Below are 25939 nucleotides of genomic sequence, written 5' to 3'. Positions count from 1 at the left end.
GGGGGCTCCGCGTAGCGGTGCGGCGCGCTGACCCCGGGCGGACGGCCGGGCGGCCCCGGGACCGGCGGTCCCGGGGCCGCGCCGGTTCACCCCGAAGGCTCCTCGGGCTGCGGGTCGGTGACCGGGCTGGACGGTTCGCTGCGGCGGCTGGTGCCCGCCTCGTCGGTGTCGGGTACGTCCTTGTGCGGCGGGGCGTTGTCCTCCTGCGGGGTCGAGCCCTCCCACGGGTCCGGCGCCTCGCTGTCGGCGTCGGCCTGCTGGTCCGGCGGGTCGTGGGGCACGGGCTTCGACTGCGGACCCGTCTCCTCTTCTTCGTCCCGGATCGCGGGCATACCTGTCTCCTTCCGGGCTGCTGTCACGGGTGCGGCCGCCGGGCCCTGGGGCGCGCGGGCGGCACGGGCGGTGGGCTCAGGGACGGTTCCGGGCCTCCCGCCGGGCGGACTTGGCCGCCGCCTCCGCCCTGCGAGCCGCCTCCGACTCCTGGCGCCCCTCCTCCTTGAGAGCCGCACGGCCGAGCGCGGCACCGTCGGTCCACTTCTTCGCGGCCTTGGCCCGGGCGAACTTCGCCCGCAGGATCTCCACTTCGCCTGCCATGGTCCGTCCTGTCTCCTTCCGCTCTTCTTTCTCTTTCACTTCGGCTTCGACTTTGGCTTTGGCTTTGGCTTTGGCTTTGGCTTTCGGGTTCTGCTCGCTTCCCTTCCGGGTTCTGCCCGCGGTCGTCGCACGGCTCTCTGACGGCTCTCGCGGTGCTCGCGAGCCCTGCCGCTCCCGGACGGCCGGCCGGTCGGGCGGACGGCCGGCCGGCCGCTCCGCTGCCGGACTCAGCCTCGGCCCGTCCCGGGTTCGGGCCGCGGATGCTCGCCCTCGGTGGCCCAGCGCAGCACGGCACCCAGACCGCCGACCGGCACCTCACCGGAGGCCTCGGAGCCCGAACCCGCCTGCCGTTCGGTCCGGTTGTCGGCCGCGAGGTCCTCCTGGGGCGCGCGTTCCGGTTCGCCGCCCGGCACCAGGACCACCGCGGCGGACGTGGTGACCGCGGACCGCAGCAGGGCGTCGTCGGCGCGGGTGGCGAAGGGCTCCGGCTCGCCGAGTTCGCGGACCTCGGTACGCCGGGTGGCGAGCTGGTCGGGGTCGGGTCCGGCCCAGACCTCGGCGTAGGTGTCGGGACCCTCGGGGTGCAGCAGCAGCGTCTCGATACGGTGCTCGCGCGCGGCCTCGACCAGGGCGGGCACGCCGTCGACGGCCTCGGTCCGGCCGTCGGGCCGCTGCCGGGCGGCCTCGAACCGCTCCAGCTGCTCGGCGGTACGCCGCCGCAGGAACCTCTGCTGCTCCTCCTCGACGGCCGCGTCGAGCGACTCCTCGGAGGAACCGGCGGCCCGCCCGCCGTGCCGGGTCTCCACGGCGAACGGCGCGAGATGCTGCGGGAGCGCCTCCCGTACGGTGCGGCGTTCCCGCTCGTCACCGGCGAGCACGATGAGTTCCGCGCCGGTCTCGGCGACCGCCTGCGCGATGCCCTCGGCGACGGTACGGGCGTTCTCCTTCCAGGAGTTCTCGACGCTCAGCTGGAAGTGACGCTCCGACCAGTCGGCGGAGGCCGTACGGTGCACCGGCCAGTCCCGGCCCGCCACCTCGTCCAGCGGCCGGTGGCGGTCGGCGGTGCGCAGTTCCAGGTCGGCGCCGGTGCGGTCGATGCGGGCGACCAGGCAGTCGGGCTCGTCGGGGAGCAGCCGCACCAGCGGGGCGACATGCGGCAGCGGCGCCCAGGAGGTGAGGCTCCCGCTCTCGGGCGGGGCGGTCAGCCCGGAGGCGTACACCACCTCTCCCCCGGTGGCGAACACCGCGACGCCCGCGCCGGGCCCGCCGTGGGTGGCGGCCTCCAGCGCCTCCCGCACCGCGCGGCAGGTGGCCTCGTCGGCGCCCTGCCGCGCGAGGTCCTCCGCTGTCTCGCGGGCCTGGAGTTCGCGGCGGGTGGCGAGGGCTTCGTCGGCCACCGAGGTGTCGAGGTAGGCGGTCGCCCACGGTCCTCGGCGCTCGTAGAGAGGGGCGAGAGGGGCGAGTTTCATGATTCCTCCAGCGCGAAGGGGCGGTGCTGGTGGTTCAGGGTGCCCGGACGGGTACGGACCATGCGGCCGCGGCCGCTGCGGATGCCGACGCCCCCATAGTGCACACACCTGGGGGCGGCCCGCCTGCCGCCACCGGCCGCCGCCCCGGCCGGCCGGCTCCGGGCCCTCAGCGCAGCTTCGCCAGCCTCCGCCGGGCCGGGCCGAGGGAGCGGCCGCGGGGTGTGCCGGACCAGGGCCGCCGGGCGGCGAGTTCGAGGACGGCGTCCGGTTCGCGCAGGGACCAGTCGCGCGGGCCGAGGCCGGGTTCGTCGAGCTGGTCCCAGGTCAGCGGTACGGCGACGGGGGCGTCCTTCCTGGCCCGCACCGACCAGGGGGCCACGGCGGTCTGCGCGTAGGCGTTGCGCTGCACATCGAGGTAGAGGCGCCCGCCGCGGGCCTCCTTGCGGACGGCGGTGGTGAGCGAGCCGGGGTGGCGGGCGGCGAGGACCTCGGCGACCTCGTGGGCGAAGGCCCGGGAGTCGTCGAAGGAGGCGCTCCTGTCGAGGGGGACGCTCACATGCAGTCCGCGGGAGCCGGTGCTCATCAGGCGTGCGGGCAGGCGGAGTTGGTCGAGGAGTTCACGCAGCAGGTACGCGGCCTCCCGGGCGGCGGCGAAGTCGCTGCCGGGCGGGTCGAGGTCGAAGACCAGCCGGTCGGGGTGGTCGGGGCGGTCGGCCCGGGAGAGCCAGCGGTGCAGGGTCAGACAGGCCTGGCCGGCGAGGAAGACGAGGGTGGCCGTGTTCTCGCAGAGGGTGTGCACGACGGTGCCGCCCTCCTTCTTCAGCTCCACCCGGTGCACCCACTCCGGGTAGTGGTCCGGGGTGTCCTTCTGCATGAAGTGCGGTGTGCCGCCCACGCCTTCGGGCAGGCGCTCCAGCATCAGCGGCCGCCCGCGCAGCTCCGGCAGCAGATACGGCGCGATGCGGCGCTGGTACTCGGCCAGGTCCGCCTTGGTCGGCCCGCCCTCGGGGAAGAGCCGCTTGCCGGGGCGCCGGATCTCCACGGTGCGGCGTCCGGCGCGCAGCCGCAGGGTCTCACTCATACCGGCCGGTTACCCGGGGCACAGAGCACACAATCCCGTCCGAATTCCCTAGCCCTCGACTCACTGCCGGGTGCCCGGGTAGCGGCCGGGCCAGCCCGCATACCAGCGCTTGTACGTATCCGTGGAGCGCCGTACGTACCCGTGGACCTGCGGATCTGCGGGACACCCGGCGCTCTGGGACCATTCCCGTAGGGATCCGGCGGGTGCCGGCGCCGCCCCGCGGCCCCGTGCGCACCGCCGAGGCCCGGCGCCCCGTGAAGGGAGACACCGATGGCCCGCACCACCACCCGCGAGCGCACCGTCGACGCCCTGCTGCGCACGCACGGCGAGACCTACGCGCACGAGGCGGGCATCCGGCTGCGCGACACCCCGCAACCGCTGTACCAGACCCTGGTCCTGGCCGCCCTGCTCAGCGCCCGCATCCGGGCCGGTGTCGCGGTGGCGGCCGCGCGTGCGCTGTTCGACGCCGGGATGCGCACCCCGCAGCGCATGGAGGCGGCCGACTGGCAGCGGCGCGTGGACGCCCTCGGCGAGGGCCACTACCGCCGGTACGACGAGAGCACCGCCACCACGCTCGGCAAGAGCGCCCGCTTCGTCCGCGAACGCCACGGGGGCGACCTGCGCCGGATGCGGGCCGAGGCCGACGGCGACCCGCGCCGGATGCGCGCGCTGCTACGCGAGGTACCGGGCATCGGGCCGACCGGCGCCGACATCTTCCTGCGTGAAGTCCAGGATCTCTGGCCGGAGTTCGCCCCGTACATCGACGGCAAGGCGGTCCAGGGCGCCGAACGCCTCGGGCTGCCGAAGACCTCGCGCACCCTCGGCCGCCTGGTCCCCGAGGGTCACCGCGCCGAGCTGGCGGCGGGACTGGTACGGGCCGCCCTGGACAAGGGCGTGGTCGAGGAGGTCAGGGAGGCGGCACCAGCGTAGGACCGAGGAGGGAGCGTGGACGGCCGCGGCCCGGGAAGGGCGGACGCGTCATGGGCAGGGGAACCGCACCGAGTACACCGAGTACAGGGAGCCCGGGCCGGTGGGCGGACGGCGGGTACGGGTGGTTCAGACGGCAGGTACGGGCGGTACGGGTGGTTCAGCGGGGCAGCAGCGAGCCCAGGGGGCCCAGGTCGAGATTGAGGTCCTCCATCTCCAGGCCGTGCTCCGCGCACAGCTCCCCCATGCGGTCGTGGAGCAGCATCAGGGTCAGGCCGATGCGCTCCTCCTGCTCGCTCGTCAGGTCCTCCTTGTCCACCCGGTGCAGGGCCGTGCGCTCCATCAGCTGGCGCAGCAGCTCCACCAGGGTGAGGACGAGCTTGAGCAGATCGCGTTCGACCGTCTCCGGGTCGGCGGCCAGCCGGCGCGCCCCGGCGGGTGCCCGGCCGGTCCCCGGCTCGGCGGGCAGCAGGTCGAAGGCCTGGGCGGCGCTGCGCGCGAGGGTGGTGAGCGGATCCTCGCCCTCCCGGTGGTCGGGGTCCGTGGCGCGGAGCTGGGTCATCGGGCTCTCCTTCGGGGGCGTGGACGGGGCGGGCGTCACCGGTGGGCACGGGGCGGTCAGCGGGGCGGGGGCCTCACCACGGCCCGGGGTTGTCCGCGTCGAGGGAGCGGATGACCGCGCGGAGGTCGATGTGGACGAGATCGACATCGGCGATGGACAGGACCAGGTCGCCCGTGAGCACCGCCCCGCCCTGCAGAAGGCGGTCGAGCAGGTCGATGAGCGCCACGGGAGGACCGGCCGCCGGGTGGGCGGCGGGCCGGTCGCCGGGGGCCGGGTGGACGCTCGTCATCGCGGCCCGCCGGTGGCTTCGGGTACCGGGGAGTCCGTGAAGGAGTAGGGCGCCCAGGGCCCGGTGACCTCGACGAAGACGCCCGGGGTGTCCGCGGCGAGGGCGGTGAGCCGGTCCCGGAAGGCGGCCGCGCTCCCGGCGGGCACGAGGTAGGCCTCGTTGGCGATGTTCTCCGCGCGGGTGGCCGCCAGTTCGCCCTGCTGCGGCCGGTGGACCACCCGGGCCCGGGCCAGGGAGTCCGCCAACCTCGCGGCCTCCTCGGCGAGTTGGGCCGCCTCCCGGTAGAGGTCCCGGCTCTGCCGCTGTTCGGTGCGGCGGCGTTGCAGATAGGCGCGGCCGGGGCCGGCGGCGGTCGGCGCCGCCGCGGGACGCCGGGCCGCGGCGGCGTCGGCGTAGACCTTCAGGCCCAGTTCGACCTGGCCGTCGAGCAGGTCCAGGAGGCGGCCGAGCCGGGCCGCCTCCCGGACCAGGACCTCGCGGGCGCGGGAGTCGTCGAGGTAGACCGTCGCCAGCCGCATCGGCAGCACCGTGGCGGCGGCGAAGGCCGCGTCCACCACGGCGTGGTGAGCACGGGCCAGCGCTTCCAGGCGTGCGAGATCCTCCAGCTGGGCATGGAGACCACCCTCGTCGAAGGAGCCGGCCGGGACCGAGGAGACCAGGGCGACGAGTTCCCCGTCGCGGACCGCGCGCAGCGGGCCCCCGTCCACACCCGGGGTGCGGGCGGCGAGTTCCTCCAGGGCGGCGGGGTCCCGGCCCACGGCGTAGACGTACGTCATCTCCGGTGCGGCGGCCGTCGTCTCCGGTGCGGCGGCGGTCACTCGGGCCGCCGCGCCGGTCGCGCCGGGCGCGAGGCGGGCCGCCTCCGGCGCCGTATCCGCCCTGTCCGACGGCTCCGGCCCCTCGGCCCTTCCCGGAACCGTGGTGGGGGCCTCCTGCGGCAGGCCGCTCATCGGGTGCCCTCCTCGTCCGCGGTGGCGGTGGCCGGCTGCGCGCCGCTCTCGGCGCGCAGCCGGTCCAGCTCGGCACGCAGCCGGTCGTTCTCCTCCCGCAGCGAGGCCGACCCGGACTCCTCGCGCGAGGAGAGCGCTTCGGCACCGTTCGCGGAACGTACGGACCCGGGGCGCTCCCGGCTCGCGCGCGAGGAGAGCGAGGGGTCGTGCTCCCACCAGTCGATGCCCATCTCCTTCGCCTTGTCGACGGAGGCGATCAGCAGCCGGAGCTTGATGGTCAGCAGCTCGATGTCCAGCAGGTTGATCTGGATGTCGCCCGCGATCACCACGCCCTTGTCCAGGACGCGCTCCAGGATGTCGGCGAGATTGGCCGAGGAACCCTGCTGCGAGGTGGCCGGAGTCGCCCGCGAAGGGGAAGGCAGACGGCCGGCGAAGGAGTCGGACACGGTGTCGTCCCTTCTTTCTGTGCTCTGCTAGGGCCTGTCGTCAAACTCTCCTCGTCGCCCGGAGGGCGGCGTTGCGGCGTCTGGTGCGTGCTTTCGGTGTGCCGGGTGCAAGGTCTCGTACTGGATGTATTTGGCCTTGTGCCCGGTGCGGCGAGAGTGCGTGCCAGGCGTCGCGACGCAAGAGGGGAGTTTGACGACAGGGCCCAGGGGGCGGTCAGCGGGCGGCGGAGGCCCTGCGGCGGGAGGACTTCTCCTCGTCCTCGGCGTCCTCGGCCTCTTCAGGGGCCTCGGGCTCGGCCTCCTCGTCCTCGTAGGCGAGTTCGTCCTCGTTCTCGTCCTCGTAGGCGGGATCGTCGTCCGCAGGGTCCTCCTCCGCCTCCTCTTCCTCGTCGGCGTAGGCGGCCTCGTCCTCGTCCTCGTCGAGCGGCTCGTCCTCGGCGGCGGGCTCCTCGTCCTGGTCCTGGACGGGCTCGTCCTCCTCGTACTCCTCCTCGGCGCCGGAGTCCTCGGCCTCGGTGCCCTCCTCGCCCTCCTCCTCGGCGGCGCGGGCCTCTTCCTCCTCCACCGCGTCCTCGTGGCTGAGGACGACCTCGCCGTCGCGGATCTCGCCGCGCCAGCCGTCGGTGGCCTCGCCGCGCATCATGAGGAACTTGCGGAAGAGCTTCAGATCGAGGCGGGCGCGGCGGCCCTGGGCCCGCCAGATGTTGCCGGTCTTCTCGAACAGCCCCTTGGGGAAGTACTCCAGGACCAGCAGGACGCGGGTGAGGTCCTCGGTGAGGGCGTGGAAGGTGACGACGCCCTTGACGGTGCCCTTGGCGCCCTCGGTGGTCCAGGTGATCCGCTCGTCCGGGATCTGCTCGGTGACATTGGCCCGCCAGCTCCGGGTGGACTTGGCGACCTTCACCTTCCAGTTGCTGGTGGTGTCGTCCGCGCGCTCCACGCTGACGACGCCCTTGGCGAAGGTGCTGAACTCCTGGAACTGCGACCACTGGTCGTAGGCCTCGCGCACGGGCACGCCGACGTCGATGTCCTCGACGATGGTCACGCTCTTGGACTTGCCGCCGCCCGATTTGCCGCCCTTGCCGAAGGCGCCCTTGATCTTGTCCTTGACGGTGTCCTTCAGGTGCGAGGCACCGGCGGTCAGGGCCGCCTTCGCGGGCGACTTGCCCTCGCTGAGGGCCTTGCTGCCCTTGGCGAGGGGGCCGCTGCCCGATTCACCGAACTTCGCGGCGGCGTCGCCCAGCTTGCTGCCGAGGTTGCTCACGGCATGCTCGGCGCGCGCCTGGAGGTAGTTCCCCAGCTCCTGCTTGAGGCGGTCCGTCGCGGGGTTGCCGACGACGTCGTCCTTCAGGCGGCCCAGTGCGTTCTCAGCCATTGCGCTCACCCCGCGCCTTACGGGCGGAGGCCGAGGTCTTCTTCGCCGCCGCGGCGGTCCGCTTGCGGGCGGGCGAGCCCTCGCCTCTGGAAGCCGATCCCTCCCGCGTACGGCGGCCGCCCTCCTGGGACGTGCGGGAGGTACGTGTGGCGGTCTTCTTCGCGGGCGCCTTGCGGCGGGCGGCGGTCTTCTTCGGCCGACTCTCCTCGGCCTCCTCGCCGTCCTCCTCGGCGCCCCGGGCCGCACGCCCGTCCTCCTCGGCTCCCCCGGCCTCGTCCTCGTCCTCGTCCGCACGGCGCGCGGAGTCGGCGGTGCCGATCGCCTTCGTACGGTCCTGGAGGGAGTCGGCGAGTCCGGAGACCCGCTTGGTGAGGGCGTCGGTGGCCGCGGACTTGGTGGCGTCCACCAGCTCCTTGCGGACCTGCTGGTTGAGGCCGCTGAGCGCGGGTGAGGCGGCGAGGGTCTTGGCCAGGGCCCGGGGGTCCAGGTCCAGCTTCTTGCCGGCCAGGAACATGCCGAAGCCGATGGCGAGTTTGGCCTTCTTGGTGCGGCCTAGCAGGTAACCGCCTGCCAGGGCCGCGCCTATCTTGATGTTGGTCATCGTGGTACCTCGGTCGATGGGATGTCAGGTGCTGCGGGAGGGGAGGAGCGGGCGGTTCAGCCCCCGGCGATCCGGTCCTGGTAGGCCTCGATCTCCTCCAGCCGGTCGAGGAGGGCGTCCTCCCGCCGGTCGAACTCCTCGTCGTCGATGAGTCCGTTCGTCAGCTCCCCTTCGAGATCGGCGAGTTGGCGGCGGACCACCGCGGGGTCGTAGTACTCGCGTTCCGCGGCGAGGATCACCTGGTCGAGAACCCAGGTCGTCCCCCGCACGGGAGCGAGCGGCAGCGTGAGAATGCTCGTGAGGAGGCCCATGGGGGCCACCACCTCCGCGCGCTCGTGGGACAACTGCCGGTGGCGGCGGGGCCGTTCAGACGAAGCTGTACGGCGGCAGCGGACCGGTCAGGGTGAAGGTGTAGGCCTCGCCCGCCTCGTCGGCCGTCGTGCGCACCGTCTGGTGGAAGAGCGCTTCCCGCTCCTTCGGCACCAGGAAGGAGGTGTTCATGAAGTGGCCTTCGGCGCCCTCCCCGAGGAAGGCCTCCGCGGCGCAGGAGGAGAGGGCGTTCTCGACCCTCTCGGCGGCCGCGCGGTGGCGGGCTGCGACCTCGCCGGAGACGAGTTCGCCGAGGGCCACCCGGTCCTCGTGGGTGCCCTGGCCGGTGCGGATGCGCTCGTTGAGCTGCCGGGCCGGCTCGGAGTCCCGCAGGATCTCCCGGAGCAGGTCCTCCTCGTCCCGGGACGCCTTGAGGTTGTACTCCGCGTGTCCGGCGATCTCCTCCAGACGCTGCTGGTAGGCGCTCTCCCGTTCGATCAGGGAGGCGGAGAGCTGCTCGTCGTCCGGGGCCACCAGGCCGAAGCGCATCGGCAGCACCGCGGTCTCCCGCATCAGCGCCTCCACCACCTCCTGGTGGGCGCTCACGTCCCGCCGCTTGGCGCGCAGACGGTCGGGCGCGTCGCTGACCACTGCCATCAGCTCACGGCCCCGCACCGTCCGCAGCGCGGCGGCGGGTTCACCCACGCCCCGCAGCTCCTCCAGGGGGAGCGGCTGGCCGGCGCCGGTGAGGGCGTACACGTAGGTGGACATGGATCAGCCCTCCGAGCGCTGGGCGGACTGCCTGCTGGAGGAGGACTTGCGGGCCGGCCGCTTCCTCGGCGCCTCCTCTTCCTGCCCGGAGTCGTCCTTCTTGCCCTGGAGCGACTCGGTGACCGCCTCGACGGCGCCGGTGAGCGCGCCCTTCGACTTGCCCTTGGCGCCGTTCTCGGTCATGTCGCCGACCAGATCGGTGAGTTGGCTGGGCGCCTTGCGGCCCGACTCCAGGTCGAGGCGGTTGCAGGCCTCGGCGAACCGCAGATAGGTGTCGACGCTCGCGACGACGATACGGGCGTCGATCTTGAGTATCTCGATGCCGACGAGCGAGACGCGCACGAAGGCGTCGATCACCAGACCGCGGTCCAGGATGAGTTCGAGGACGTCGTAGAGGTTTCCGGACCCACTACCGCCGCTCGTCGCACTGCTCTGCTGGACGAGTGTCACAGGGGACTCCTTTCGGGGATCATGGCCGCCGCGACCGCTCGGCTCATTCGCCGGTACGCGGGGGCCGCCGAGGGGCAGGACGATGCTCAGCGCCGGTCGATCTGACCGCGGGCGTAGCGCTTCACGCGCTCGTAGGCGAGGAGTTCGCCCTGCCCGTCGAGTTCGACGCGGTAGGAGGCCATCACGGTCATGGTGTCCGGGACCTTCTCGATCTCGACCACCTCGACCTGCGCGGACCAGCCCTCATCGGTCGCCTTGACGGCCGACACCTCGCCGGATTCACGCTGCAGCAGCTCGGCCAGCTGTGCGGCGGCCCGCCGCATGGCCGCGGGCAGACCGATCCGGTCCTGGTCGCTCTTGCTGTCGTCGCTGCTCATCAACTGCCTGCTTGTCCTCGGGGCATACGGGAAAAATCGGCATCCGCGGCTTCTTTACGGAGTGCCGTGTTGCTGGGGTTCTGCCGTGATGAGAACCGGGGTGCCCCTGCTTTTCGCACGTATGCATGAACGAGCCGAGGAATTCGGACGCGCGGGCGGCGGTGTGCCGGAGGGACCGGCACCGGAGGTACGGCGCCTACTGGTTGAAGCGGTGCGCCGCCCGGTCGTTGAGGCGGCTGCCGAGGCGGCGCAGCGTGTCCTGCCAGCGGCCGAGCCGGGGCTCCGCCAACCGGTGCCCGGCCGCGAGGTCGTCGCCGGGTCCGGGGGCGGGCAGCAGCCGGGCGGCGAGCCCGCTCGCCCGGGTGGTGAGCGCGGGAGCCACCCCGTGGGCCAGGCCCGCGGCGCGGGCGGCGGGGGTGAGGACCAGCCGGACGCGGCGCCGTTCGGCCGCCCGCACGATCCGCTCGGCGGCGCGCCGGGCGTCCATCGAGACGAGGGGCGCTCCGGAGAGCGCCGCGAACCAGGCGAACTCCCGGGCGCGGTCGCCCCCGAACTGCGCCTGCCGGTGCGAGCCGGTACGTATCAGCCCCGGGTGCGCGGCGGTCACGCTCACCGCGGAACCGGCCAGCTCGGTGCGCAGCCCCTCGGCCAGCGCGGCGACGGCGGCCTTGGCGCAGGAGTAGGGCACCAGATGCGGCACCGCGAGCAGGCCGCCGACCGACCCGACCAGGATCAGCCGGCCGCCGTACGGGCTGCGGCGCAGATGGGGCAGGGCAGCCAGCGAGGTGTGGACATTGCCGTGGAACATGGTGTCCATCGCCGCGCGGAAACTCTCCGGGTCGAGGGCCGCGACCGGGGCGACCTGGATGATGCCCGCCACGGAGAAGACCGCGTCGAGTCCGCCCTGCTCCTCGGCCGTCTGCGCGACGAGCGCGCCGACCGCCTCCTCCTCGCGGACGTCGCACACCCGCGTGGTGGGGGTGGTACCGGTGTGCCGGGCGACCCAGGAGGCGGCCCGCTCCAGCTCCTCCGGGTCCCGGGCGGCGATGGTCACACGGTTGCCGCGGGCGGCCAGGCGCTCCGCGAGCAGCAGGCCCAGTCCCCTGGACCCTCCGGTCACCAGCGCCGACTGCCCGGTGAGGGCGGACTTGGTGGGTTCGCGGTCCATGAGGGCCTGCCTTTCCGTGTCGCCTTGCCTGTCGCCGGACCCTTGCGTGTCGCCAGCCCCCTTGTGTGGTCGCCGGACCGTCCCGCCGTACGGGGCGGCCGCGCGCTCCGGCGGATGCGGTCCCGCTCAGGGCCTGAGCAGGGTCTTCACCATGCCGTCCTCCTTGGCCCGGAAGGTGGCGTAGGCCTGGGGCGCCTCGTTCAGGGGGAGGTGGTGGGTGGCGAAGCCGTCGACGCCGAGGGGATCCTCGTCGGTGAGCAGCGGCAGAAGGTCCGGCACCCAGCGCAGGACGTTGGCCTGGCCCATCCGGATCTGGAGCTGCTTGTCGAACATGGTCAGCAGGGGCAGCGGATCGGCGGCCCCGCCATAGACCCCGGAGACCGACAGGGTGCCGCCGCGGCGGCAGATGTCGATGCCCGCGAGCAGCGCGCCGAGCCGGTCCACCCCGGCCTTCTCCATGAGCGGCCGGGCCACGGCGTCGGGCAGCAGTCCGGTCGCCCACTGCGCGGCCTTGGCGACCGGCGAGCCGTGCGCCTCGAGGCCGACCGCGTCGATGACTGCGTCGGTGCCCCGCCCGTCGGTCAACTCGCGTACCGCATCCGGGAGTTTCCCGCCGTGCTCGCGCACGTCGAGACAGGTGACACCGCGGGCGCGGGCGCGCTCCAGTCGGGCGTCCACCAGGTCCACGCCGATCACCAGTTCCGCGCCGCGGTGGCGGGCGATCCGCGCGGCCATGTCGCCGATCGGGCCCAGGCCGAGCACGGTGACGCTGCCCCCGGGCGGGACGGCGGCGTACTCCACGGCCTGCCAGGCGGTGGGCAGCACGTCCGAGAGGTAGACGAAGCGGTCGTCGGGCGGGCCCCCGGGGACCACCACGGGCAGCGTGTTGCCGAACGGGACGCGCACGAACTCGGCCTGGCCGCCCGGCACTTGGCCGTACAGCTTGGTGAAGCCGAAGAGCGAGGCGCCGGTGCCCATGCTCCGCACCTGGGTGGTCTCGCACTGCGAGTGCAGTCCGCGGGAGCACATCCAGCAGGTGCCGCAGCTGACGTTGAAGGGCACCACCACGCGGTCGCCGACGGACACCGCGGTGACCTCGGGCCCGGTCTCGGCGACGATGCCCATGGCCTCGTGGCCCAGGATGTCACCGGGGTCGAGGAAGGGGCCGAGTACCTCGTAGAGGTGCAGGTCGGATCCGCAGATCCCGGTGGAGGTCACCTGGACGATCACGTCGTCCGGCTTCTCGATCCGCGGGTCGGGCACGTCCTCCACCCGTACCTCGCGCTTTCCCTGCCAGGTCAGTGCACGCATGGCGCTGCTCTCCTGTCGTCGGTCCGGTCCGTTCTCGTCCGGGTCATGCCTTGCCGGGGTGCCCCGAGGTGGCCGGCAGCCGCGCCAGGTGCGGGGAGTTCGGCGCGAGGGTCCGGTTGGCGGACGCCGTGGTCTCGGGGGTCTCGGAGGGGTCCTTGTGGTCGGTGCCCCGCACGGCCTCACCGACCCGGTGGGCGTCCGCGTCGGGGTCCGGCGAGTGGCCCGCGTCGTCGAGGCCCCGGTGGAGGTCCGCGCTCACCTTGTGCGCGCCGTCCTCGCCGCCCGCCACGGCGACCATGGCGGGTCAGTAGCCGAGGGCGCGGCGGAGTTCCTGCTTGTTCATCGAGGAGCGGCCCTCGACGTTCTTCTTCCGCGCCTCCGCGTAGAGCTGGTCCTTGGTGGGCCCTTCGGCTCCGGAGTGCGAGCGCGAACCGCCGCGCTCGGAGGCGGACTTGGGGTCCTCGACCGACGTACGGCTGGCGCTGCGGGACTCACCGGAGCGCGCCCGCTCCTTGTTCACGGTGCGGGCGGCGATCTCCTCGGCCCGCTCCTCCCCCACGCTGCGCCGCTGGGCGCCCTCCTTGATGTGCTCGTACTGGCGCTCGCGCTTCGCGTTCGATCCGGCAGGCATGTCGGTGTCCTTTCGAGCGGTTCGTACGGGAAGGTCGTACGAGACAGGTCGTCGGGGCGGTTCACGGCAGCGGGGTGCCGCCGGTGGCGTTGAGGATCTCGCCGGTGAGGTAGCTCGCCCGGTCGGAGGCGAGGAAGACGTAGGCGGGCGCCAGTTCGGCGGGCTGGGCGGGGCGGCCCAGCGGCGACTGCTCCCCGAAGTGCGCGGTCTCCGGCATCGTGGCGGGGATCAGCGGGGTCCACACCGGGCCGGGGGCCACCGCGTTCACCCGGATCCCGTCCCCGGCGAGCATCTGGGCGAGCCCCTGGGTGAAGGTGGTGATGGCGCCCTTGGTCATCGCGTAGTCCAGGAGGTGGGGGCTGGGTTTGTAGCCCTGGACCGAGGTGGTGTTGAGGATGACGGAGCCCGGCCCCATGTGCGGCAGGCACATCTTGCTGAGCCAGAACATGCCGTGGAGATTGGTCCGCACCACCCGGTCGAACTGCTCCGTCGTGATGTCACCGATGCCTTTGGGCTGCGACATCTGGTACGCGGCGTTGTTGACCAGGATGTCGACCCCGCCCAGCTCCGCCACCGTACGGTCCACCAGATCGGCGCACCGGCTCTCCTCGCGGATGTCGCACTCCACGGCGAGTGCCCGGCGCCCCGCGTCCGTCACATGGCGGCGGGACCGCTCGGCCTCCTCGCGCTCCTCGGGCAGGTAGGTGAAGGCGACGTCCGCGCCCTCCCGGGCGAAGGCGAGCACCACCGCCCGCCCGATCCCGGAGTCCCCGCCGGTGATCAGCGCCCGCCGCCCCTGGAGCAGCCCGCTCCCCCGGTAGGAGTCCTCTCCGTGGTCGGGGCGGGGCTCCATCTCCTCGGTGCTGCCGGGGTGCTGCTGCTCCTGCTCGGGCTGCTGCGGGCGGGGGCGCGGGGAGTCCGGGTCCTGCGAGCCGCGGGGGTCGGTCATCGTTCCTCCTTCGCGAGCGCCGCCTCAGGCGAGGCACGGGGCGGCGGGGCCGGGCGGCGTCTGCCGGGGCCTTGGCACCGCCTCGCGCGCCACCGGGCCGCTCATGTCCTCGCCGACGCGCGAGGCGGTACTCCCGGTGGGTGACCGGAATCGTCATGTCTACACATGGATATGGCTCCGGATCTCTCGGTCCCGGCCGGGCGAGGGCGGGCGGTGACCGCGCTTCGGGTACGGGCCCGTGCCCGGGGGATCCACCGCGCCACGTTTACCGTGCCCGGGCGCGGTCACTCCGCTGGGTGTCGCCGCCGTACCTCCCCACCGTGCTCCCCGCTCCCGGCGGGGGCAACCGGTACGGATCGCGGCCCGGACCGTGGCCGTAGCAGACTGCCGGGTCGGGGACGGATCGCGGACGGCGCGCACGGGCCCGTGCGGCGCGGCAGGCCAGTTCCCCTCCAGCTAGTCCAGGTAGTCCAGCTCGTCCAGGTAGTTCAGGTAGTTCAGGTGGCTCAGTTGATACAGCGAACCCGGCAGGCGATGGGCGCGGTGCGGCGCCGGCTCCCCTGGGAGGCGGCGGGCGTCTGGTCCTCGGCGCGCAGGGCCTGCCAGGGCCCGGGGCCGGAGCGCGAACTTCTGGTCCAGTCGCTCAAGGCCGCCGGGGCCGCGGCCCTCGCCTGGGCGGTGGCGGGCTGGTGGTGGAACGCCCCGATGGCGCTGATGGCCCCCTGGGCCGCGGTCGTCCTGGTGCAGGCCACCGTCTACCGCTCGCTGCGCTCCGCCGTGCAGCACGTCCTGGTGGTGACGGCCGGGACCGCGATCGCCGCCGCCACCGCGGCGCTCACGCACAACACGATGGTCGCGATGGTCATCGCGCTGCCGCTGACCGTGCTGCTCGGCAACTACAGCCGCTTCGGCAGCCAGGGCCTCTACGCCGCGAGCACCGCGCTCTTCGTCCTCGCCTACCAGTCCTCCACCCCGGCGGACGTCGGCCACCGCGTCATGGAGACCCTGCTCGGCGCCTGCATCGGGGTGGCCGTCAACGCGCTGATCCTGCCGCCGCTGCACACTCGCGGACTGCGCCGGCTCCAGGCGGACATCCCGCACCGGAGCGCGCTGCTCCTCCAGGACATGGCCGACTCCGTGAGCATCGGGTACGACATCGACCAGGCCGAGGAGTGGCACGCCGCCGCACGGGCGCTCGGCACCGCGGTCACCGAGCTGCGTACCGCGCACGGCTGGCACGAGGAGAGCCTGCGGCTGAATCCGGGCCGCCACCTGCGGCGCACCACGCCCGCCCGCCGGGTCTTCGAGGAGGACCTGCACTGGGCGCACATCACCGACCATCTGGAGGCCCTGGCCCGCACCCTGTGGGAGGCCGCGGGCACCCGGCCGGGATTCGACCTCCCCTCGCAGCCCGCCCTCGACATCCTCGCCGAACTGCTGCGCTCGGCCGCCGAGGTCTGCCGCGCGGACGCGGCCCTGTACGCCGCCGAGGAGGATGAGGCGGACGGGGCGGACGGGGAGACCGTCACCGCCTCGCGCGGCAGGCATCTCCACGAGGCGCATCTCGCCATGGAGCGCCTGAAGGACCTGATGCGTTCCGGACCCGGCACCGGCACCCCCGGCCTCGGCGCCCTGAACGCCGAGAGCCAGCGGCTCCTGGTCGAACTGGCCGAGGTGGCGGGGTCACCGTACGCACCCCGGTGAGACCGCCGTACGGACTCCGGTGAGACCGGCTGTACGGACTCCGCTGACAGACCGGCCGTAGGGACTCCGGTGAAGCGCGGTACGGCTCCGGCGAGACGGACGCGGGGGCGTGCCGGCGTACGTGCGGCCGTGCGGCCCTGCGGTCAGGGGTGCGGGTGGCCCTGGTCCGGGTCGTCGGCCGGGGTCTGCCAGGTGTCGCCGCGCTGGGTCTCGCCGCGGGAGAGCTGGGCCCCGGTACCGGCGGGCGTGCTGGCGGTCCGGCGGGCAGCGGCGCGGCGCCGTCCGGCGAGGAAGGCACCGATCAGCCCGAGGACGACCACGACGCCGATGACGATCAGGAACATGGAGGTGGTGGTCGATGCGGCCAGTACGGTGTGGCTGTTGCTGTTCATCCCTCTCCCCTACCCGGCTCGGCCGCCTCTACCGGTTTCGGCTGCCCCATCCGGGTTGTTCCGCCCCGGCGGTGCCCCACGCGGGCAGGCCGCCGTCGCCGGGCCCGATTGCGATCACCGCCCCGGTGGCCTGCGATGGAGGCAGGACCGCGGGCGCCCGCGGAGGAGGGAGTCCGGGTGATGGCCCGACCCGTGTGGACCGGCACGCTCTCCTTCGGCCTGGTCAGCGTGCCCGTGCAGCTGTACGGCGCGACCCGCGGCCACAGCCTCCGCTTCCACCAGCTCCAGCGCGGCACCTCCGACCGGATCCGCAACCGCCGGGTCAACGAGCGCACCGGCGAGGAGGTCCCCGCGGACGACATCGTCAAGGGCCTCGACGTCGGTGAGGAGTACGTGGTGGTCGAGCCGGAGGAGCTGGACGACATCGCGCCCGGCCGGTCCCGCTCCCTGGAGATCAGCGGCTTCGTCGACCTGGACGAGGTCGAGCCGGTCTACTTCGACCGCACCTACTACCTGGGCCCGAAGGGCGAGGAGAACGAGAAGGTGTACGGGCTGCTGCGGGACGCCCTCGCCCAGTCCCACCGCGCCGGGATCGCCACCTTCGTGCTGCGCGGCCGGGAGCATCTGGTCGCGGTCACCGCGGAGGGGGACATCCTCGCCCTGCACACCCTGCACTGGGCCGACGAGGTGCGCAGCCCCCGCGAGGAGGTCGGCCCGGTGCCCGAGCGGGTCAGGGGCGGGCCCTCGAAGAACAAGGAGCTGCGTACGGCGGTGCAGCTGGTGGAGGCGATGAGCACCGCTTGGGACCCCGAGGAGTACCACGACACGTATCAGGAGAGCGTGCGCTCGCTGGTGGAGGCGAAGAGCCGGGGCGAGTCGGTGCCGAAGGCGGCGGAACCCGCGGAGTCGACCAATGTGATCGATCTGATGGACGCGCTGCAGGCGAGCGTCGACTCGGCCCGGCGGGGCCCGGGGCGGGGCGGCTCGGGGCGGCGGGGCCCGGGCCGCGGCGGCCGGTCGGACGGTGGCGCCGAGGGCGGCAAGCAGGGCGGCGGCAAGGCGAAGAGCGGTGCCGCGGGCGGGAGTTCGGGCGGCGGACTGGACGGGCTCAGCAAGGAGGAGCTGTACGAGCGGGCCGCCGAGGCCGGGGTGCGCGGCCGCTCCTCGATGAACCGGGGGCAGTTGATCGAGGCGCTGGGCGGCGCCGGGTCCAAGACCGCCTGAGCCCGCGCCGGGAGCGGGTCGGAGCCCGGGTCCGGGCCCTGACCGCCGGGTGCGCTCCAGGTGCGCTCGCCGGTGCGGGGTCAGGTCGCGAGCGGGACGGCCAGGGTTCTCGCCCGCCGGTGCAGGAACTCCAGGGCGTCCATCACCACCGTACGGCGATGCCAGTCCAGCCAGGCGCCCGTCTGCGCGGCGATCAGGTCGAGGGCCTTCGATTCCGTCTCGGAGAGCCGGTCGCGGCCCACCGGGGCGAAGACCGTGATCACACCGGTACGGGCGCCGGCCGGCGAGAGCAGCGGAGCGCAGTGCGCCCTGCCCACCCCCGCCTTCCGCAGCAGCCGGCCGAGGCCCTCGCCGAAGGGCGAGCCGTCCTCGTCCTCGACGTGGTCGATCCGTACGCCGTGTTCCAGCGCCCTGGCCGCCATGCTCTGCTCGTCCGGCTCGGGGACCCGGGCGAGGAGGTCGAGGAGTTCCTTCGGCATCTCGTGGTCGGCCTCCAGTTGCAGGCCGATCACCGGGTCCACCACCTGGAGCAGGCCCCAGTCGCTGCGGGTGCCGCGCAGCGCGGCCCGCAGCGCGGCCTCCGCGAGCGCGCTGCGCGGCACCCGGCTGCGCTCCATCTGCCGGGCGAAGTCCAGGGCCGGGACGGGCGCCCGTTTGCGGCCCGGGAACCACAGCGGCACCTCGCCCGGGGGCCGCGGCGCGCTCAGGAAGGCGGCGGCCAGGGAGCGCAGCTTGATGTTGTGGCGCTGCGAACTCTCCCGCAGCAGATCGAAGGTGCTCACCGAGGCGGACAGCGCGTACCGCTCCTGGAGCACGCCCTGCGCCTGGGCGATGAGCGGTCTGGTCAGCAGGCTGGCCCGCAGGTCCTGGAGCTGGCGTTCGAGTACGGAGGCCTCCTCGCCCGGCGCCCCGGCCGGTTCGCTCCGGTGCCGGGCGAGGTCCGGGTGGGAGAGCCATTCACCGGTGAGGACGACCCGGGGGTGCCGCTCACCGCCCGCGAGCACCAGCCGGATCAGGGCGTGGGCGGCGGCCTCCGAGAGCCGGACGGCGCGGGAGAGCTCCAGTGCCACGAAAGGGCCGGCGTCCGCCTCGCCCGCGAGCCGGTGTATCCGGGCGGTGAGTTCGGCGCAGTCCTCCTCGTCCACGTCTCCGCTGAGGTGCAGAGTCCTCACCCGCGCCGCCGGCCAAGGCCGTTCACCGGGGGAAGACGTGAAGGAACTGGAGGGCACGGAGGTCTCCTGAGCAGCGCGAGATGGCGGGCCGCGCTGCTGGACCCGGGAACACCCTAGACGATCACTCTTCTTCGCGCCTCGCCCGCCTCGGGAAGGCGGCCCCGCGCCCGCTCACGCCGCCTCTGCGCCCTCTGCGCCTTCTTCTTCATTTTCGACATCCCGGCGGACCTGGGCGCAGGCCTGGCTGATGAGGCGGGAGACATGCATCTGGGACAGCCCCAGCTCCGCCGCGATGGTGCTCTGGGTCATGGAGCGGAAGAAGCGCATGTAGAGGATGCGGCGTTCGCGGTCCGGCAGCCGCGCCAGGGCGGGGCGCACCGCCTCCCGGCCGATGACGAGGTCGAAGCCGGGGTCCGAGGCGCCGAAGCGGTCGGTGAGGGTGCTCTCGCCGCCCTCGCCGTAGCTCACGTCGGTGGAGAGCGGGCGGTAGCTGTGCAGCGCCTGCATCCCCTCGCGGACCTCCTTCTGGCTCAGCCCCGAGTATTCCGCGATGTCCTCGACCTGGGGCCGGCGGGGCGAGGTCCGCGGCGCGAGTTCCCGATAGGCGGCGCGTACGGTGCCCCGCAACTCCTGTACCCGGCGGGGCACATGGACGCCCCAGGTGTTGTCCCGGAAATGGTGCTTGATCTCGCCCTGAATGGTGGGCACGGCGTATGTCTCGAAAGCCGGTGAGACCTCGGGATCGAATCCGTTCACGGCCTTCACCAGGCCGAGCGCGGAAATCTGGCAGAGGTCTTCCCAATTCTCGCCGCGGCCGCGGTATTTGGCGGCTATACGGCGGGACATCGGAAGCCAGTCCGACACGATACGGTCCCGCAGCAGCCAGCGTCCGGGCCCTTCCGGCAGTGCGCGCAGCCGCCGGAAGTCGTCCTTGGTGTCACTGGTGGTGTCAGCGGACGAGACCGGCATCCGTGATGCCGACGTCCGTTGTTCGGGTACCGGCAGAACTGCTGTAACCATTCGGTGATCCTCCGCAAGGCTCTCTATGGCGAGCGATCACCGAAAACAGTGTCCGGACACACGACCACCCGCGAGGGTGCCTGGTGTCTCAAGCACTGGAGCTTCTTCTAACCTCCTTTTGTCCGCTCACACATCCTCGTTCCGACGGATGTCACCCCCGGGTATCACCGTCGGGGTGCGCGGCGGGCGGTGGCCGGTCAGCCGCGTCGGGCCCGCGGTGCCGTGGCCAGGGGTTCAGGCGGCCGGGCGCAGCGCGCTCTCCCCTTCCGTCCACCGGCCGAGGACGGCCTCGCCGAACCTGTCCTCGACCAGCGCGGTGGCCTCGACCCCGAAGCCGATCTCGCCCGCCAGCCAGGGCTCCTCGCGCAGCAGTCCGCCGACCACCTGGTGGCGCACCACCTGCTCGTGCACGGCGTCGGCCTCGACATGCTCGGTGTAGAAGCGGACCGCCGCCGGTCCCGCGCAGACCCGCCGCATGGCCGCCGCCAGCTGCCGCGAGGCGGGCGAGGAGGTGGTCTCCACCTGGGCGAAGTGCCCCACCAGGGCGCCGCGTCGGGCACGGTGCAGCCCGAAGAGCGACATCAGGTTGACGACGGCCAGCATGGCGGCCGGGGCCCGGTCCAGATAGCGGCCGTACGCGGTGTCCAGGCCCAGGTCCGCCAGGAGGTCCGCGAAGAGCCGGGCATGGATGTCCTCGGCCCGCCCCGCCCCGAACTCGTCGAACTCGACCGCCACCATGGCCGCCTTCGCCGTCCCGGTCAGCCGCGGGATGACCCAGGCGTGCGGATCGGCCTCCTTCAGGTGGTAGAGGGAGCGCAGCGCCGCGTACTCCCGCACCTGGGCGAGGGTGGCCTTGCGCGCCAAGTAGTGGCTGAGCCCGGGACGCGGGGCGGGTCCGGCCTCGTCCGTGAGCGCGTCCAGCGCCCGGGCGGGGTCGCCACCGGGTACGGAGGCGCGCAGCACCGCCAGATAGCGGCGCTCCAGTCCCCCGCGCAGCCGCAGCAGCTCGGGGTCCCATTCGCGGTCGTCTCCGACATCCGCGAACCCGCGGTAGTGCAACTCGTAGAGCGTGTAGAGCGCGAGGTGCAGATCCTCGCCCCAGGGCTCGGCCTCGTCCGCCAGTCCGAGGACCGCGGGCGGCACCGGCCCCCCGGTACGCAGCGTCCGGACGACCGCCTCCGACAACGGGCCTCGCGGCTCGGGGAGTCGCGGCCCCGCCGGTCCTGGATCACCGGGGGCTGGGCGGGCGGTCAGGGTGTCCACGCTCGATCCCTCGTCTCTCCGGTCAGTTTCTTGCCCGATCGGCGTCTCTCCGGTCGGTGTCTCTCCGCTCGGCGTCTGTCGGGCAGGGTCTCTCGGGTGGCGTCATCCGGGTCGGCCTTCGCCGCGCGCGGATGCTGTCGCCGGTCCGGGTTCCCCTCTCTCGCGATTCAGTCCTCTCCCCTCTCCCGGGGCTCTGGCGATTCAGTCCTCGCGCTGCTTCTCCGGCCCGGCGTCACCCCTTCTTCCTTCTGCGGCTTCTCCGGGCGGCTCTCGGACCCCTGGCTCGTGCTCCGGTCCGTCTCGGGTACGCGCCACTTCGCCGTGCCCTCCTGCCGGGCGGCGAGGCGGCGGTGGCTCGTATCGCACCAGGGGTATCCGGCGCTGTGGCGGCAGGTGCAGATCGCCACCATGAAGCGGTCCGAGCGGACCGTCTCGCCGTTCGGCAGGCGGAACTCCACGGGTCCTTCGACCATCAGCGGCCCGCCCGGCTCGGCCCACGCCCGCCGCGCCGCGCGCCGGTCACCGCTCGGCACACCGGGGTGAGGGGCCTCGCCGCTCGCCTCGGTTCCACCTCCCGCGCCGCTGCTGTCCGGGGGCTCAGGAGCGCTGGGCACGGATCACCACGAGTTCCTCGGTGACGGCGCGTTCACCGTCACCGGGCGCAGCGTTGCGGGTGTCGCCGGAGTCAGTGCCCGTGCCGGAGTCGGCGTCGGTGCCGGAGTCGGTGTCGCCGGTCGGGCCGCCGGGTGCTCCCCGGTCGGCGTCGGCCCTCGGCGGCCGGGTCGGCTCGCCGGGCGGCGCGGGCGGCAGCATTCCGCGCTGTTCCAGCCAGGGGCGCCGGGATCTGAGTACGGGCCCGAGCGGTACCCGCTGGCGGTCGGTGACCGCGGCGTGCAGTCCGGCGCGCCGCAGCCGGGCCAGGGACAGCTGGGGGCGGGAGAGCGCCGAGTGCACCATGAGCAGCACACCCCCGCGGTCCAGGGCCTCCGGCGCCGCCTCGCAGACACGGTCGAGCACCGCCCGGCCGTCGCTGCCCGCGTCCCAGGCGAGAGCGGCGCGGTGCGGGGAGGGCGCCGGGGCACGGGAGGGGACGTAGGGCGGGTTGCAGAGGATCACCTCGTACCGCTCGCCGTGCACGGCGGCGAAGAGGTCGCCGCGCCGCACCCGTACGCGCTTTCGGGCCAGTTGGCAGTTGAGCCGGGTGGCGAGCACGGCGCGGCGGGCGAGGTCCACCGCGGTCACCTCGGCGCCGAGCCGGGCGGCGCCCAGGGCGAGCGCCCCGCTGCCCGATCCCAGGTCGAGCAGCCGGGCCCCGTTGCGCACGCCCTCCGCGGCCAGCGCCTTCAGCAGCAGCCGGGTGTCGTCCTGCGGGGCGTACACCCCGGGCAGGCGAAGGAGGAAGCCGCCTGCCCCATTGCTCTGCCGACTGTCGGGCATGGTTTCTCCTCCGGTGCGGAAACCTGCTCCTTCCACCCTGCGCCCGCACCGGCCGGGCGACCACTCCGGGCCCCGGGAAACACCGTGCCGCGGGGATTCTCAGCGGTCGAAGACCTCACCGAAGCGCAGTCCGGTGGTGTCCGCGAAACCGAGGTCGGCGCCGTTGAAGGAGGTGATACCGCGCGTCGTCGGACCGGTGGCGGCGCCGCGCAGCACCCAGACCGCGCCCGCGTCCGGCACCTCCCCGATGTCCTCGCCGTCGGCGGCGGCGAACAGATCCGCCCTGCCGTTCCCGTCGATGTCCCCGAGGTGGACACCGGAGCCGAAGCGGTCACCGTCCTCGCCGACGCCGGGGACGCCCGTACTCTCCTGGTGCAAGCTCACCGCCCCGCTCGTGCTGACGCCGTCGGCGCCGCCCCTGAGCAGGACGAGGGCACCGGCCCGGCTGCCGCGTACGTCCTCGTGCGGGACGCCGACCACGAGGTCCGGGTAGCCGTCACCGGTCACATCGCCCACCGAGACATCGGCACCGAAGCCGTCCCCGCTCTCGCCGGTACCGGGGACGCCCGGGCTGTCCTGGTCGTAACCGGTGGGCTCGCGGCCGGTGTCGAGGCCCCCCGGGGCGCCCCACCGGACCGTGACCGCGCCCGCCTCACGGCCGCCCACCGGCTCCCCGGTGACCAGGTCGTCCCAGCCGTCCTTGTCGATGTCCCCGGTCGCGACCGCCCGCGTCTCGGTGCCGCCGTCGGAGAGGACGCGGTGGTAGTAGCCGATGTCACCGGCCCCGCCCTGGAAGGTCGCCAGATAGTCGCCGTCGCCGTCACCCCGTCTCCCGTACAGCACGTAGTCGGTGCCGGAGGTGCCCGCGAAATGTCCGGCGGCGACCCCGTCCAGCTCCACGTCCTCGGGGAGGAAGTCGTCCTCCAGGGGCAGGGCCACATCGGTGCCGTCGCCCTTGGGCACGGCCTCCGAGTACCACCAGAAGTGCCGCCCGCTGACCACCTGGAGCTGCGGGGTGCCGTCGCCGTCCAGGTCGCTGAAGGAGGCGCCCTGGCCGAAGTCGCGGTCCCCGGCCTCGGGGGCGGTCAGCGCGATGCCGCCCTTGGTGAAGCCCTTCGCGCCGCCCCAGATCACCGACAGGCTGCCGTCCGGCTTGCCGTCGACCTTCTCGTCCGGGGCGCCCGCGATCAGGTCGTCGTAGCCGTCGTGGTTCACATCCCCGCTGGTGACGTTCTCGCCGAACCGGTCGCCCGGCTCGGCCACCCCGGGCACCCCCTTGCTGTCCTGACCGAGGCGCACCGAACGGGCCGGATCCACCCCGGAAGCCGAGCCGAACATGACCACCACGGCACCGGCCCCGCCGTCCGCCCGGGGTACGCCGACGGCCACATCGGGGTAGCCGTCGCCGTTGAAGTCCCGCTGCTGGGAAGGGGATCGGCCCTCCGGCACCTGGGCCGCGGCGGGCGGGATCGCGAGGGCACCGGCGGACAGCGCCGTCATGGTCGCCGCGAGGACAAGGGGGCGGGTGCGGGTGCGGATACGCATACGGGAGGTCTTCGCTCTCTTCGGGAAGCGGGTACGGGGACTCTGACCCGCTGAGAGGGCGAAGGGTTGTGTGCGGGAGGGGGAGGGATGGGGTGGTGGTCGGAGGCTGCTGGAGGGCGGCCTGGTCGGCGGGCCTCCGGCTACCCGGCCGCCGACCACCGACCACCGACCACCGACCACCGACCACCGAGGCAGAGTTCCCGACCACCGAGGCAGGGTGCCCCGCCGAGGCCGGTCAGTCCCGCAGCGGGCCCGCGTCCAGGGCCGAGAGCAGGGCCGCGGGCGAGTCGTAGACGGCGACGGCCCCGGCCTCGGTCAGTTCCGCGCGGGAGGTGCCGCCCGTGCAGACCCCGAGGCAGGCGACCCCGGCCGCCGTGGCCGCGTACACGTCCCACACCGAGTCGCCGACGAAGCGCGCGGACTCGGGTGCCACCCCGACCAGGTCCAGCGCCGCCCGTACCGGTTCGGGCGCGGGCTTGCCGTGCTCCACGTCCTCGGCGCTGGTCAGGGCGTCGATGGCGTCGTCGGCACCGATCGCCCGGCGCAGCGCCGCCAGGTCACCGCCCTTGGCGGAGGTCGCGAGCACCACCCGCCAGCCGCGACCGGCGAGGGTACGCAGCAGCTCGGGCACCCGGTCGAAGGCGCGCAGCCGGTCGTGCCACTGCCCGTACAGGGTGCCGTGGGCGGCGGAGACCGCGGCGCCGAGCTCCGCGTAGTCCGCCTCGCCGAGCAGCCGGGTCAGCAACTCCTGGGCGGGGAGCCCGATCGCGCGATGCAACTCGGCCGCCGGGACCAGCCGATCGTGCTGGCGCAGCGCCTCCCACCAGGCCACCGTGTGCAGATAGGTCGAGTCGACCAGGGTGCCGTCGACATCGAAGACCACCGCTCTGGGTTCCCCGCGTCCCCGCACTGTCCACTCCTCACCGCTCGGTCACCGCGCTTCCGGTTCCGATGGTGCCCCAGCGACCGGAATACGGCAGGGCGAAGGAGCCGGAGAAGCAGAAGGAGCCGAAGGAGCCGAAGGAGCCGGAGAAGTAGACAGGAGAAAGGGGCAGGAGCCCGGGTAAAGCGGCCGCGTTCAGGCGGGAGCGGGCTGGCAGCGCGGGCACCAGTACGTGCCGCGCCCGGCGATCCGGCCCCGCCGCAACGCGGTCCCGCAACGCGGACAGGCGGCCCCCGGGTCGTCACGGCGGCCGGTGAGCCAGGAGCCGCGCGGCGGGACCCGCCCGGCGTCGATGCTCGTCCGCAGGACCCCGCGCAACGCCCCGTACAGACGGCGCCGCTCCGCCTCGCCGAGGCCCGCCGCGGGGCGCGAGGGGTGGAGCCGGGCGCGCCAGAGGATCTCGTCGGCGAGCAGATTGCCGAGACCGGCGAGCACGGACTGCTCGGTGAGCGCCGACTTCAGGCCGCCGCGGCGGGCGAGCAGCAGCCGGTCGAAGTCCGCGCGGTCCACCGCCGCCGCATCGGGCCCGAGACCGGCGAGCAACCGCCGCACGCCTGCCTCGTCGAGCAGCCACAGGCCCTTGAGCTTGCGCTGGTCGCGATAGTGCAGGCACCGGCCGCCGCCCACCGCGATCAGGACCCGGTCGTACGTGCCGGGCTCCGCGTCCCGCGTGCACCGGAGCTCCCCGGTCATCCCGAAGTGGAAGGCGAGCGTGGGCCCGTCCGTCCCGCCGAGCAGCCACTTCCCGTGCCGCCGCGGGGCCCGCAGCCGCCGGCCCTCCAGCTCCCGTACGAACCGCCGCACGCCGATCCCATGCAGCACGGACTCATCCCGCACCTCGACGCCTTCGATTCGACGGCCCTGGCCGCAGGTGGCCAGCACCTCGCGGAAGGCTTCGACATCGGGGAGTTCCGGCATGGGAGCACCTGCCGAGGTGTGCGTGCAGGGAACGCGGCTGTCGGGCCGATGACCTGAGGTC

31 protein-coding genes are annotated in these 25939 nt (G+C 73.6%); 3 read left to right on the top strand and 28 right to left on the bottom strand.

Annotated features, from left to right (window positions below):
- Positions 1-86 precede the first annotated feature (86 nt).
- From HFV08_RS12030 to ligD, 4 genes are all read right to left on the bottom strand, one after another.
- On the bottom strand, positions 87-332 hold the full coding sequence (locus HFV08_RS12030; protein WP_168538683.1) for a hypothetical protein: 246 nt from the start codon (positions 330-332) through the stop codon (positions 87-89).
- A 76-nt stretch (positions 333-408) separates the two neighbouring features.
- Positions 409-594: a hypothetical protein gene (locus tag HFV08_RS12025; protein WP_168538681.1), complete on the bottom strand. Its 186-nt coding sequence runs from the start codon at positions 592-594 to the stop codon at positions 409-411.
- A 227-nt stretch (positions 595-821) separates the two neighbouring features.
- Positions 822-2063, bottom strand: coding sequence for a baeRF2 domain-containing protein (locus HFV08_RS12020; protein ID WP_168538679.1), 1242 nt, complete (start codon positions 2061-2063; stop codon positions 822-824).
- A gap of 166 nt (positions 2064-2229) precedes the next feature.
- Positions 2230-3144, bottom strand: coding sequence for a non-homologous end-joining DNA ligase (ligD, locus tag HFV08_RS12015; protein ID WP_168538677.1), 915 nt, complete (start codon positions 3142-3144; stop codon positions 2230-2232).
- Between the two features lie 270 nt (positions 3145-3414).
- Between ligD and HFV08_RS12010 the strand changes: the two genes are divergently transcribed.
- The gene (locus HFV08_RS12010) at positions 3415-4074 is read left to right on the top strand and encodes an HhH-GDP family DNA glycosylase (protein WP_168538675.1); all 660 of its coding nucleotides are present in this window, start codon (positions 3415-3417) and stop codon (positions 4072-4074) included.
- 157 nt (positions 4075-4231) lie between these two features.
- Here HFV08_RS12010 and HFV08_RS12005 read toward each other — a convergent pair whose 3' ends face one another.
- The 15 genes from HFV08_RS12005 to HFV08_RS11935 all read right to left on the bottom strand — a co-directional run bounded on the left by HFV08_RS12005 (position 4232) and on the right by HFV08_RS11935 (position 14260).
- Complete coding sequence (locus tag HFV08_RS12005; protein WP_168538673.1) at positions 4232-4633, bottom strand: gas vesicle protein K; 402 nt, start codon at positions 4631-4633, stop codon at positions 4232-4234.
- A 73-nt stretch (positions 4634-4706) separates the two neighbouring features.
- Complete coding sequence (locus tag HFV08_RS12000) at positions 4707-4922, bottom strand: gas vesicle protein (protein WP_168538671.1); 216 nt, start codon at positions 4920-4922, stop codon at positions 4707-4709.
- Positions 4919-5872 carry a GvpL/GvpF family gas vesicle protein gene (locus tag HFV08_RS11995; RefSeq protein ID WP_246341684.1) on the bottom strand — a complete coding sequence of 318 codons (954 nt, stop codon included), beginning with the start codon at positions 5870-5872 and terminating at the stop codon, positions 4919-4921. The genes HFV08_RS12000 and HFV08_RS11995 overlap by 4 nt, the downstream gene beginning before the upstream one ends.
- Positions 5869-6318 (bottom strand): gas vesicle protein, encoded by a 450-nt coding sequence (locus HFV08_RS11990; RefSeq protein ID WP_168538669.1) that lies wholly within the window; start codon positions 6316-6318, stop codon positions 5869-5871. Before HFV08_RS11990 ends, HFV08_RS11995 begins: the two co-directional genes overlap by 4 nt.
- 214 nt (positions 6319-6532) lie before the next feature.
- Positions 6533-7693 (bottom strand): SRPBCC family protein, encoded by a 1161-nt coding sequence (locus HFV08_RS11985; protein ID WP_168538667.1) that lies wholly within the window; start codon positions 7691-7693, stop codon positions 6533-6535.
- Positions 7686-8294, bottom strand: a complete 609-nt coding sequence (locus HFV08_RS11980) for a hypothetical protein (RefSeq protein ID WP_168538665.1) — start codon at positions 8292-8294, stop codon at positions 7686-7688. The genes HFV08_RS11985 and HFV08_RS11980 overlap by 8 nt, the downstream gene beginning before the upstream one ends.
- A 56-nt stretch (positions 8295-8350) precedes the next feature.
- The gene (locus HFV08_RS11975) at positions 8351-8605 is read right to left on the bottom strand and encodes a gas vesicle protein GvpG (RefSeq protein WP_168538663.1); all 255 of its coding nucleotides are present in this window, start codon (positions 8603-8605) and stop codon (positions 8351-8353) included.
- Positions 8606-8660: 55 nt separating this feature from the next.
- Complete coding sequence (locus HFV08_RS11970) at positions 8661-9374, bottom strand: GvpL/GvpF family gas vesicle protein (RefSeq protein ID WP_168538661.1); 714 nt, start codon at positions 9372-9374, stop codon at positions 8661-8663.
- Positions 9375-9377: 3 nt separating this feature from the next.
- Entirely contained in the window at positions 9378-9824 is a 447-nt protein-coding gene (locus HFV08_RS11965; protein WP_168538659.1) for a gas vesicle structural protein GvpA, read from the bottom strand.
- A gap of 86 nt (positions 9825-9910) precedes the next feature.
- Positions 9911-10201 (bottom strand): gas vesicle protein GvpO, encoded by a 291-nt coding sequence (locus HFV08_RS11960; protein ID WP_168538657.1) that lies wholly within the window; start codon positions 10199-10201, stop codon positions 9911-9913.
- Positions 10202-10397: 196 nt separating this feature from the next.
- A complete protein-coding gene (locus tag HFV08_RS11955; protein ID WP_168538655.1) occupies positions 10398-11369 on the bottom strand; it encodes an SDR family NAD(P)-dependent oxidoreductase in 972 nt (323 codons plus the stop codon).
- Between the two features lie 126 nt (positions 11370-11495).
- Complete coding sequence (locus tag HFV08_RS11950; RefSeq protein ID WP_168538653.1) at positions 11496-12680, bottom strand: alcohol dehydrogenase catalytic domain-containing protein; 1185 nt, start codon at positions 12678-12680, stop codon at positions 11496-11498.
- 43 nt (positions 12681-12723) lie between these two features.
- Complete coding sequence (locus tag HFV08_RS11945) at positions 12724-12978, bottom strand: hypothetical protein (RefSeq protein WP_168538651.1); 255 nt, start codon at positions 12976-12978, stop codon at positions 12724-12726.
- 6 nt (positions 12979-12984) lie between these two features.
- On the bottom strand, positions 12985-13311 hold the full coding sequence (locus tag HFV08_RS11940) for a plasmid stabilization protein (RefSeq protein ID WP_168538649.1): 327 nt from the start codon (positions 13309-13311) through the stop codon (positions 12985-12987).
- Positions 13312-13372: 61 nt separating this feature from the next.
- Positions 13373-14260: an SDR family oxidoreductase gene (locus HFV08_RS11935; RefSeq protein WP_168538647.1), complete on the bottom strand. Its 888-nt coding sequence runs from the start codon at positions 14258-14260 to the stop codon at positions 13373-13375.
- A 510-nt stretch (positions 14261-14770) separates the two neighbouring features.
- On the opposite strand from HFV08_RS11935, the gene HFV08_RS11930 reads away from it, so the two are divergent.
- Positions 14771-15964, top strand: coding sequence for an FUSC family protein (locus HFV08_RS11930; protein WP_246341683.1), 1194 nt, complete (start codon positions 14771-14773; stop codon positions 15962-15964).
- A gap of 143 nt (positions 15965-16107) precedes the next feature.
- On the opposite strand, the gene HFV08_RS11925 is transcribed toward HFV08_RS11930, so the two are convergent.
- Positions 16108-16356 (bottom strand): DUF6479 family protein, encoded by a 249-nt coding sequence (locus HFV08_RS11925; RefSeq protein ID WP_168538645.1) that lies wholly within the window; start codon positions 16354-16356, stop codon positions 16108-16110.
- A 180-nt stretch (positions 16357-16536) separates the two neighbouring features.
- Between HFV08_RS11925 and ku the strand changes: the two genes are divergently transcribed.
- Positions 16537-17580 carry a non-homologous end joining protein Ku gene (ku, locus tag HFV08_RS11920; protein WP_168538643.1) on the top strand — a complete coding sequence of 348 codons (1044 nt, stop codon included), beginning with the start codon at positions 16537-16539 and terminating at the stop codon, positions 17578-17580.
- A gap of 80 nt (positions 17581-17660) precedes the next feature.
- Here the strand turns inward: ku and HFV08_RS11915 are convergent, their stop codons facing one another.
- From HFV08_RS11915 to HFV08_RS11880, 8 genes are all read right to left on the bottom strand, one after another.
- Entirely contained in the window at positions 17661-18752 is a 1092-nt protein-coding gene (locus HFV08_RS11915) for an ANTAR domain-containing protein (protein ID WP_312885543.1), read from the bottom strand.
- Between the two features lie 171 nt (positions 18753-18923).
- On the bottom strand, positions 18924-19721 hold the full coding sequence (locus tag HFV08_RS11910) for a SigB/SigF/SigG family RNA polymerase sigma factor (protein ID WP_246341682.1): 798 nt from the start codon (positions 19719-19721) through the stop codon (positions 18924-18926).
- A 285-nt stretch (positions 19722-20006) separates the two neighbouring features.
- Positions 20007-21026 carry an iron-containing redox enzyme family protein gene (locus HFV08_RS11905; protein ID WP_168539088.1) on the bottom strand — a complete coding sequence of 340 codons (1020 nt, stop codon included), beginning with the start codon at positions 21024-21026 and terminating at the stop codon, positions 20007-20009.
- Between the two features lie 176 nt (positions 21027-21202).
- Entirely contained in the window at positions 21203-21508 is a 306-nt protein-coding gene (locus HFV08_RS32520; RefSeq protein ID WP_168538638.1) for a CDGSH iron-sulfur domain-containing protein, read from the bottom strand.
- A gap of 124 nt (positions 21509-21632) precedes the next feature.
- The gene (locus HFV08_RS11895) at positions 21633-22472 is read right to left on the bottom strand and encodes a HemK2/MTQ2 family protein methyltransferase (protein ID WP_168538637.1); all 840 of its coding nucleotides are present in this window, start codon (positions 22470-22472) and stop codon (positions 21633-21635) included.
- 99 nt (positions 22473-22571) lie between these two features.
- Positions 22572-24017 carry an FG-GAP repeat protein gene (locus HFV08_RS11890; protein ID WP_168538635.1) on the bottom strand — a complete coding sequence of 482 codons (1446 nt, stop codon included), beginning with the start codon at positions 24015-24017 and terminating at the stop codon, positions 22572-22574.
- 235 nt (positions 24018-24252) lie between these two features.
- On the bottom strand, positions 24253-24927 hold the full coding sequence (locus HFV08_RS11885; RefSeq protein WP_168538633.1) for an HAD family hydrolase: 675 nt from the start codon (positions 24925-24927) through the stop codon (positions 24253-24255).
- Positions 24928-25095: 168 nt separating this feature from the next.
- Positions 25096-25878 (bottom strand): Fpg/Nei family DNA glycosylase, encoded by a 783-nt coding sequence (locus HFV08_RS11880; protein WP_168538631.1) that lies wholly within the window; start codon positions 25876-25878, stop codon positions 25096-25098.
- Positions 25879-25939 lie beyond the last annotated feature (61 nt).

This window comes from Streptomyces physcomitrii (assembly GCF_012273655.1).
Lineage (GTDB): Bacteria > Actinomycetota > Actinomycetes > Streptomycetales > Streptomycetaceae > Streptomyces > Streptomyces physcomitrii.
Note: the sequence above shows the minus strand (reverse complement) of the source record. Positions and strands in the feature narration are given on the sequence as shown.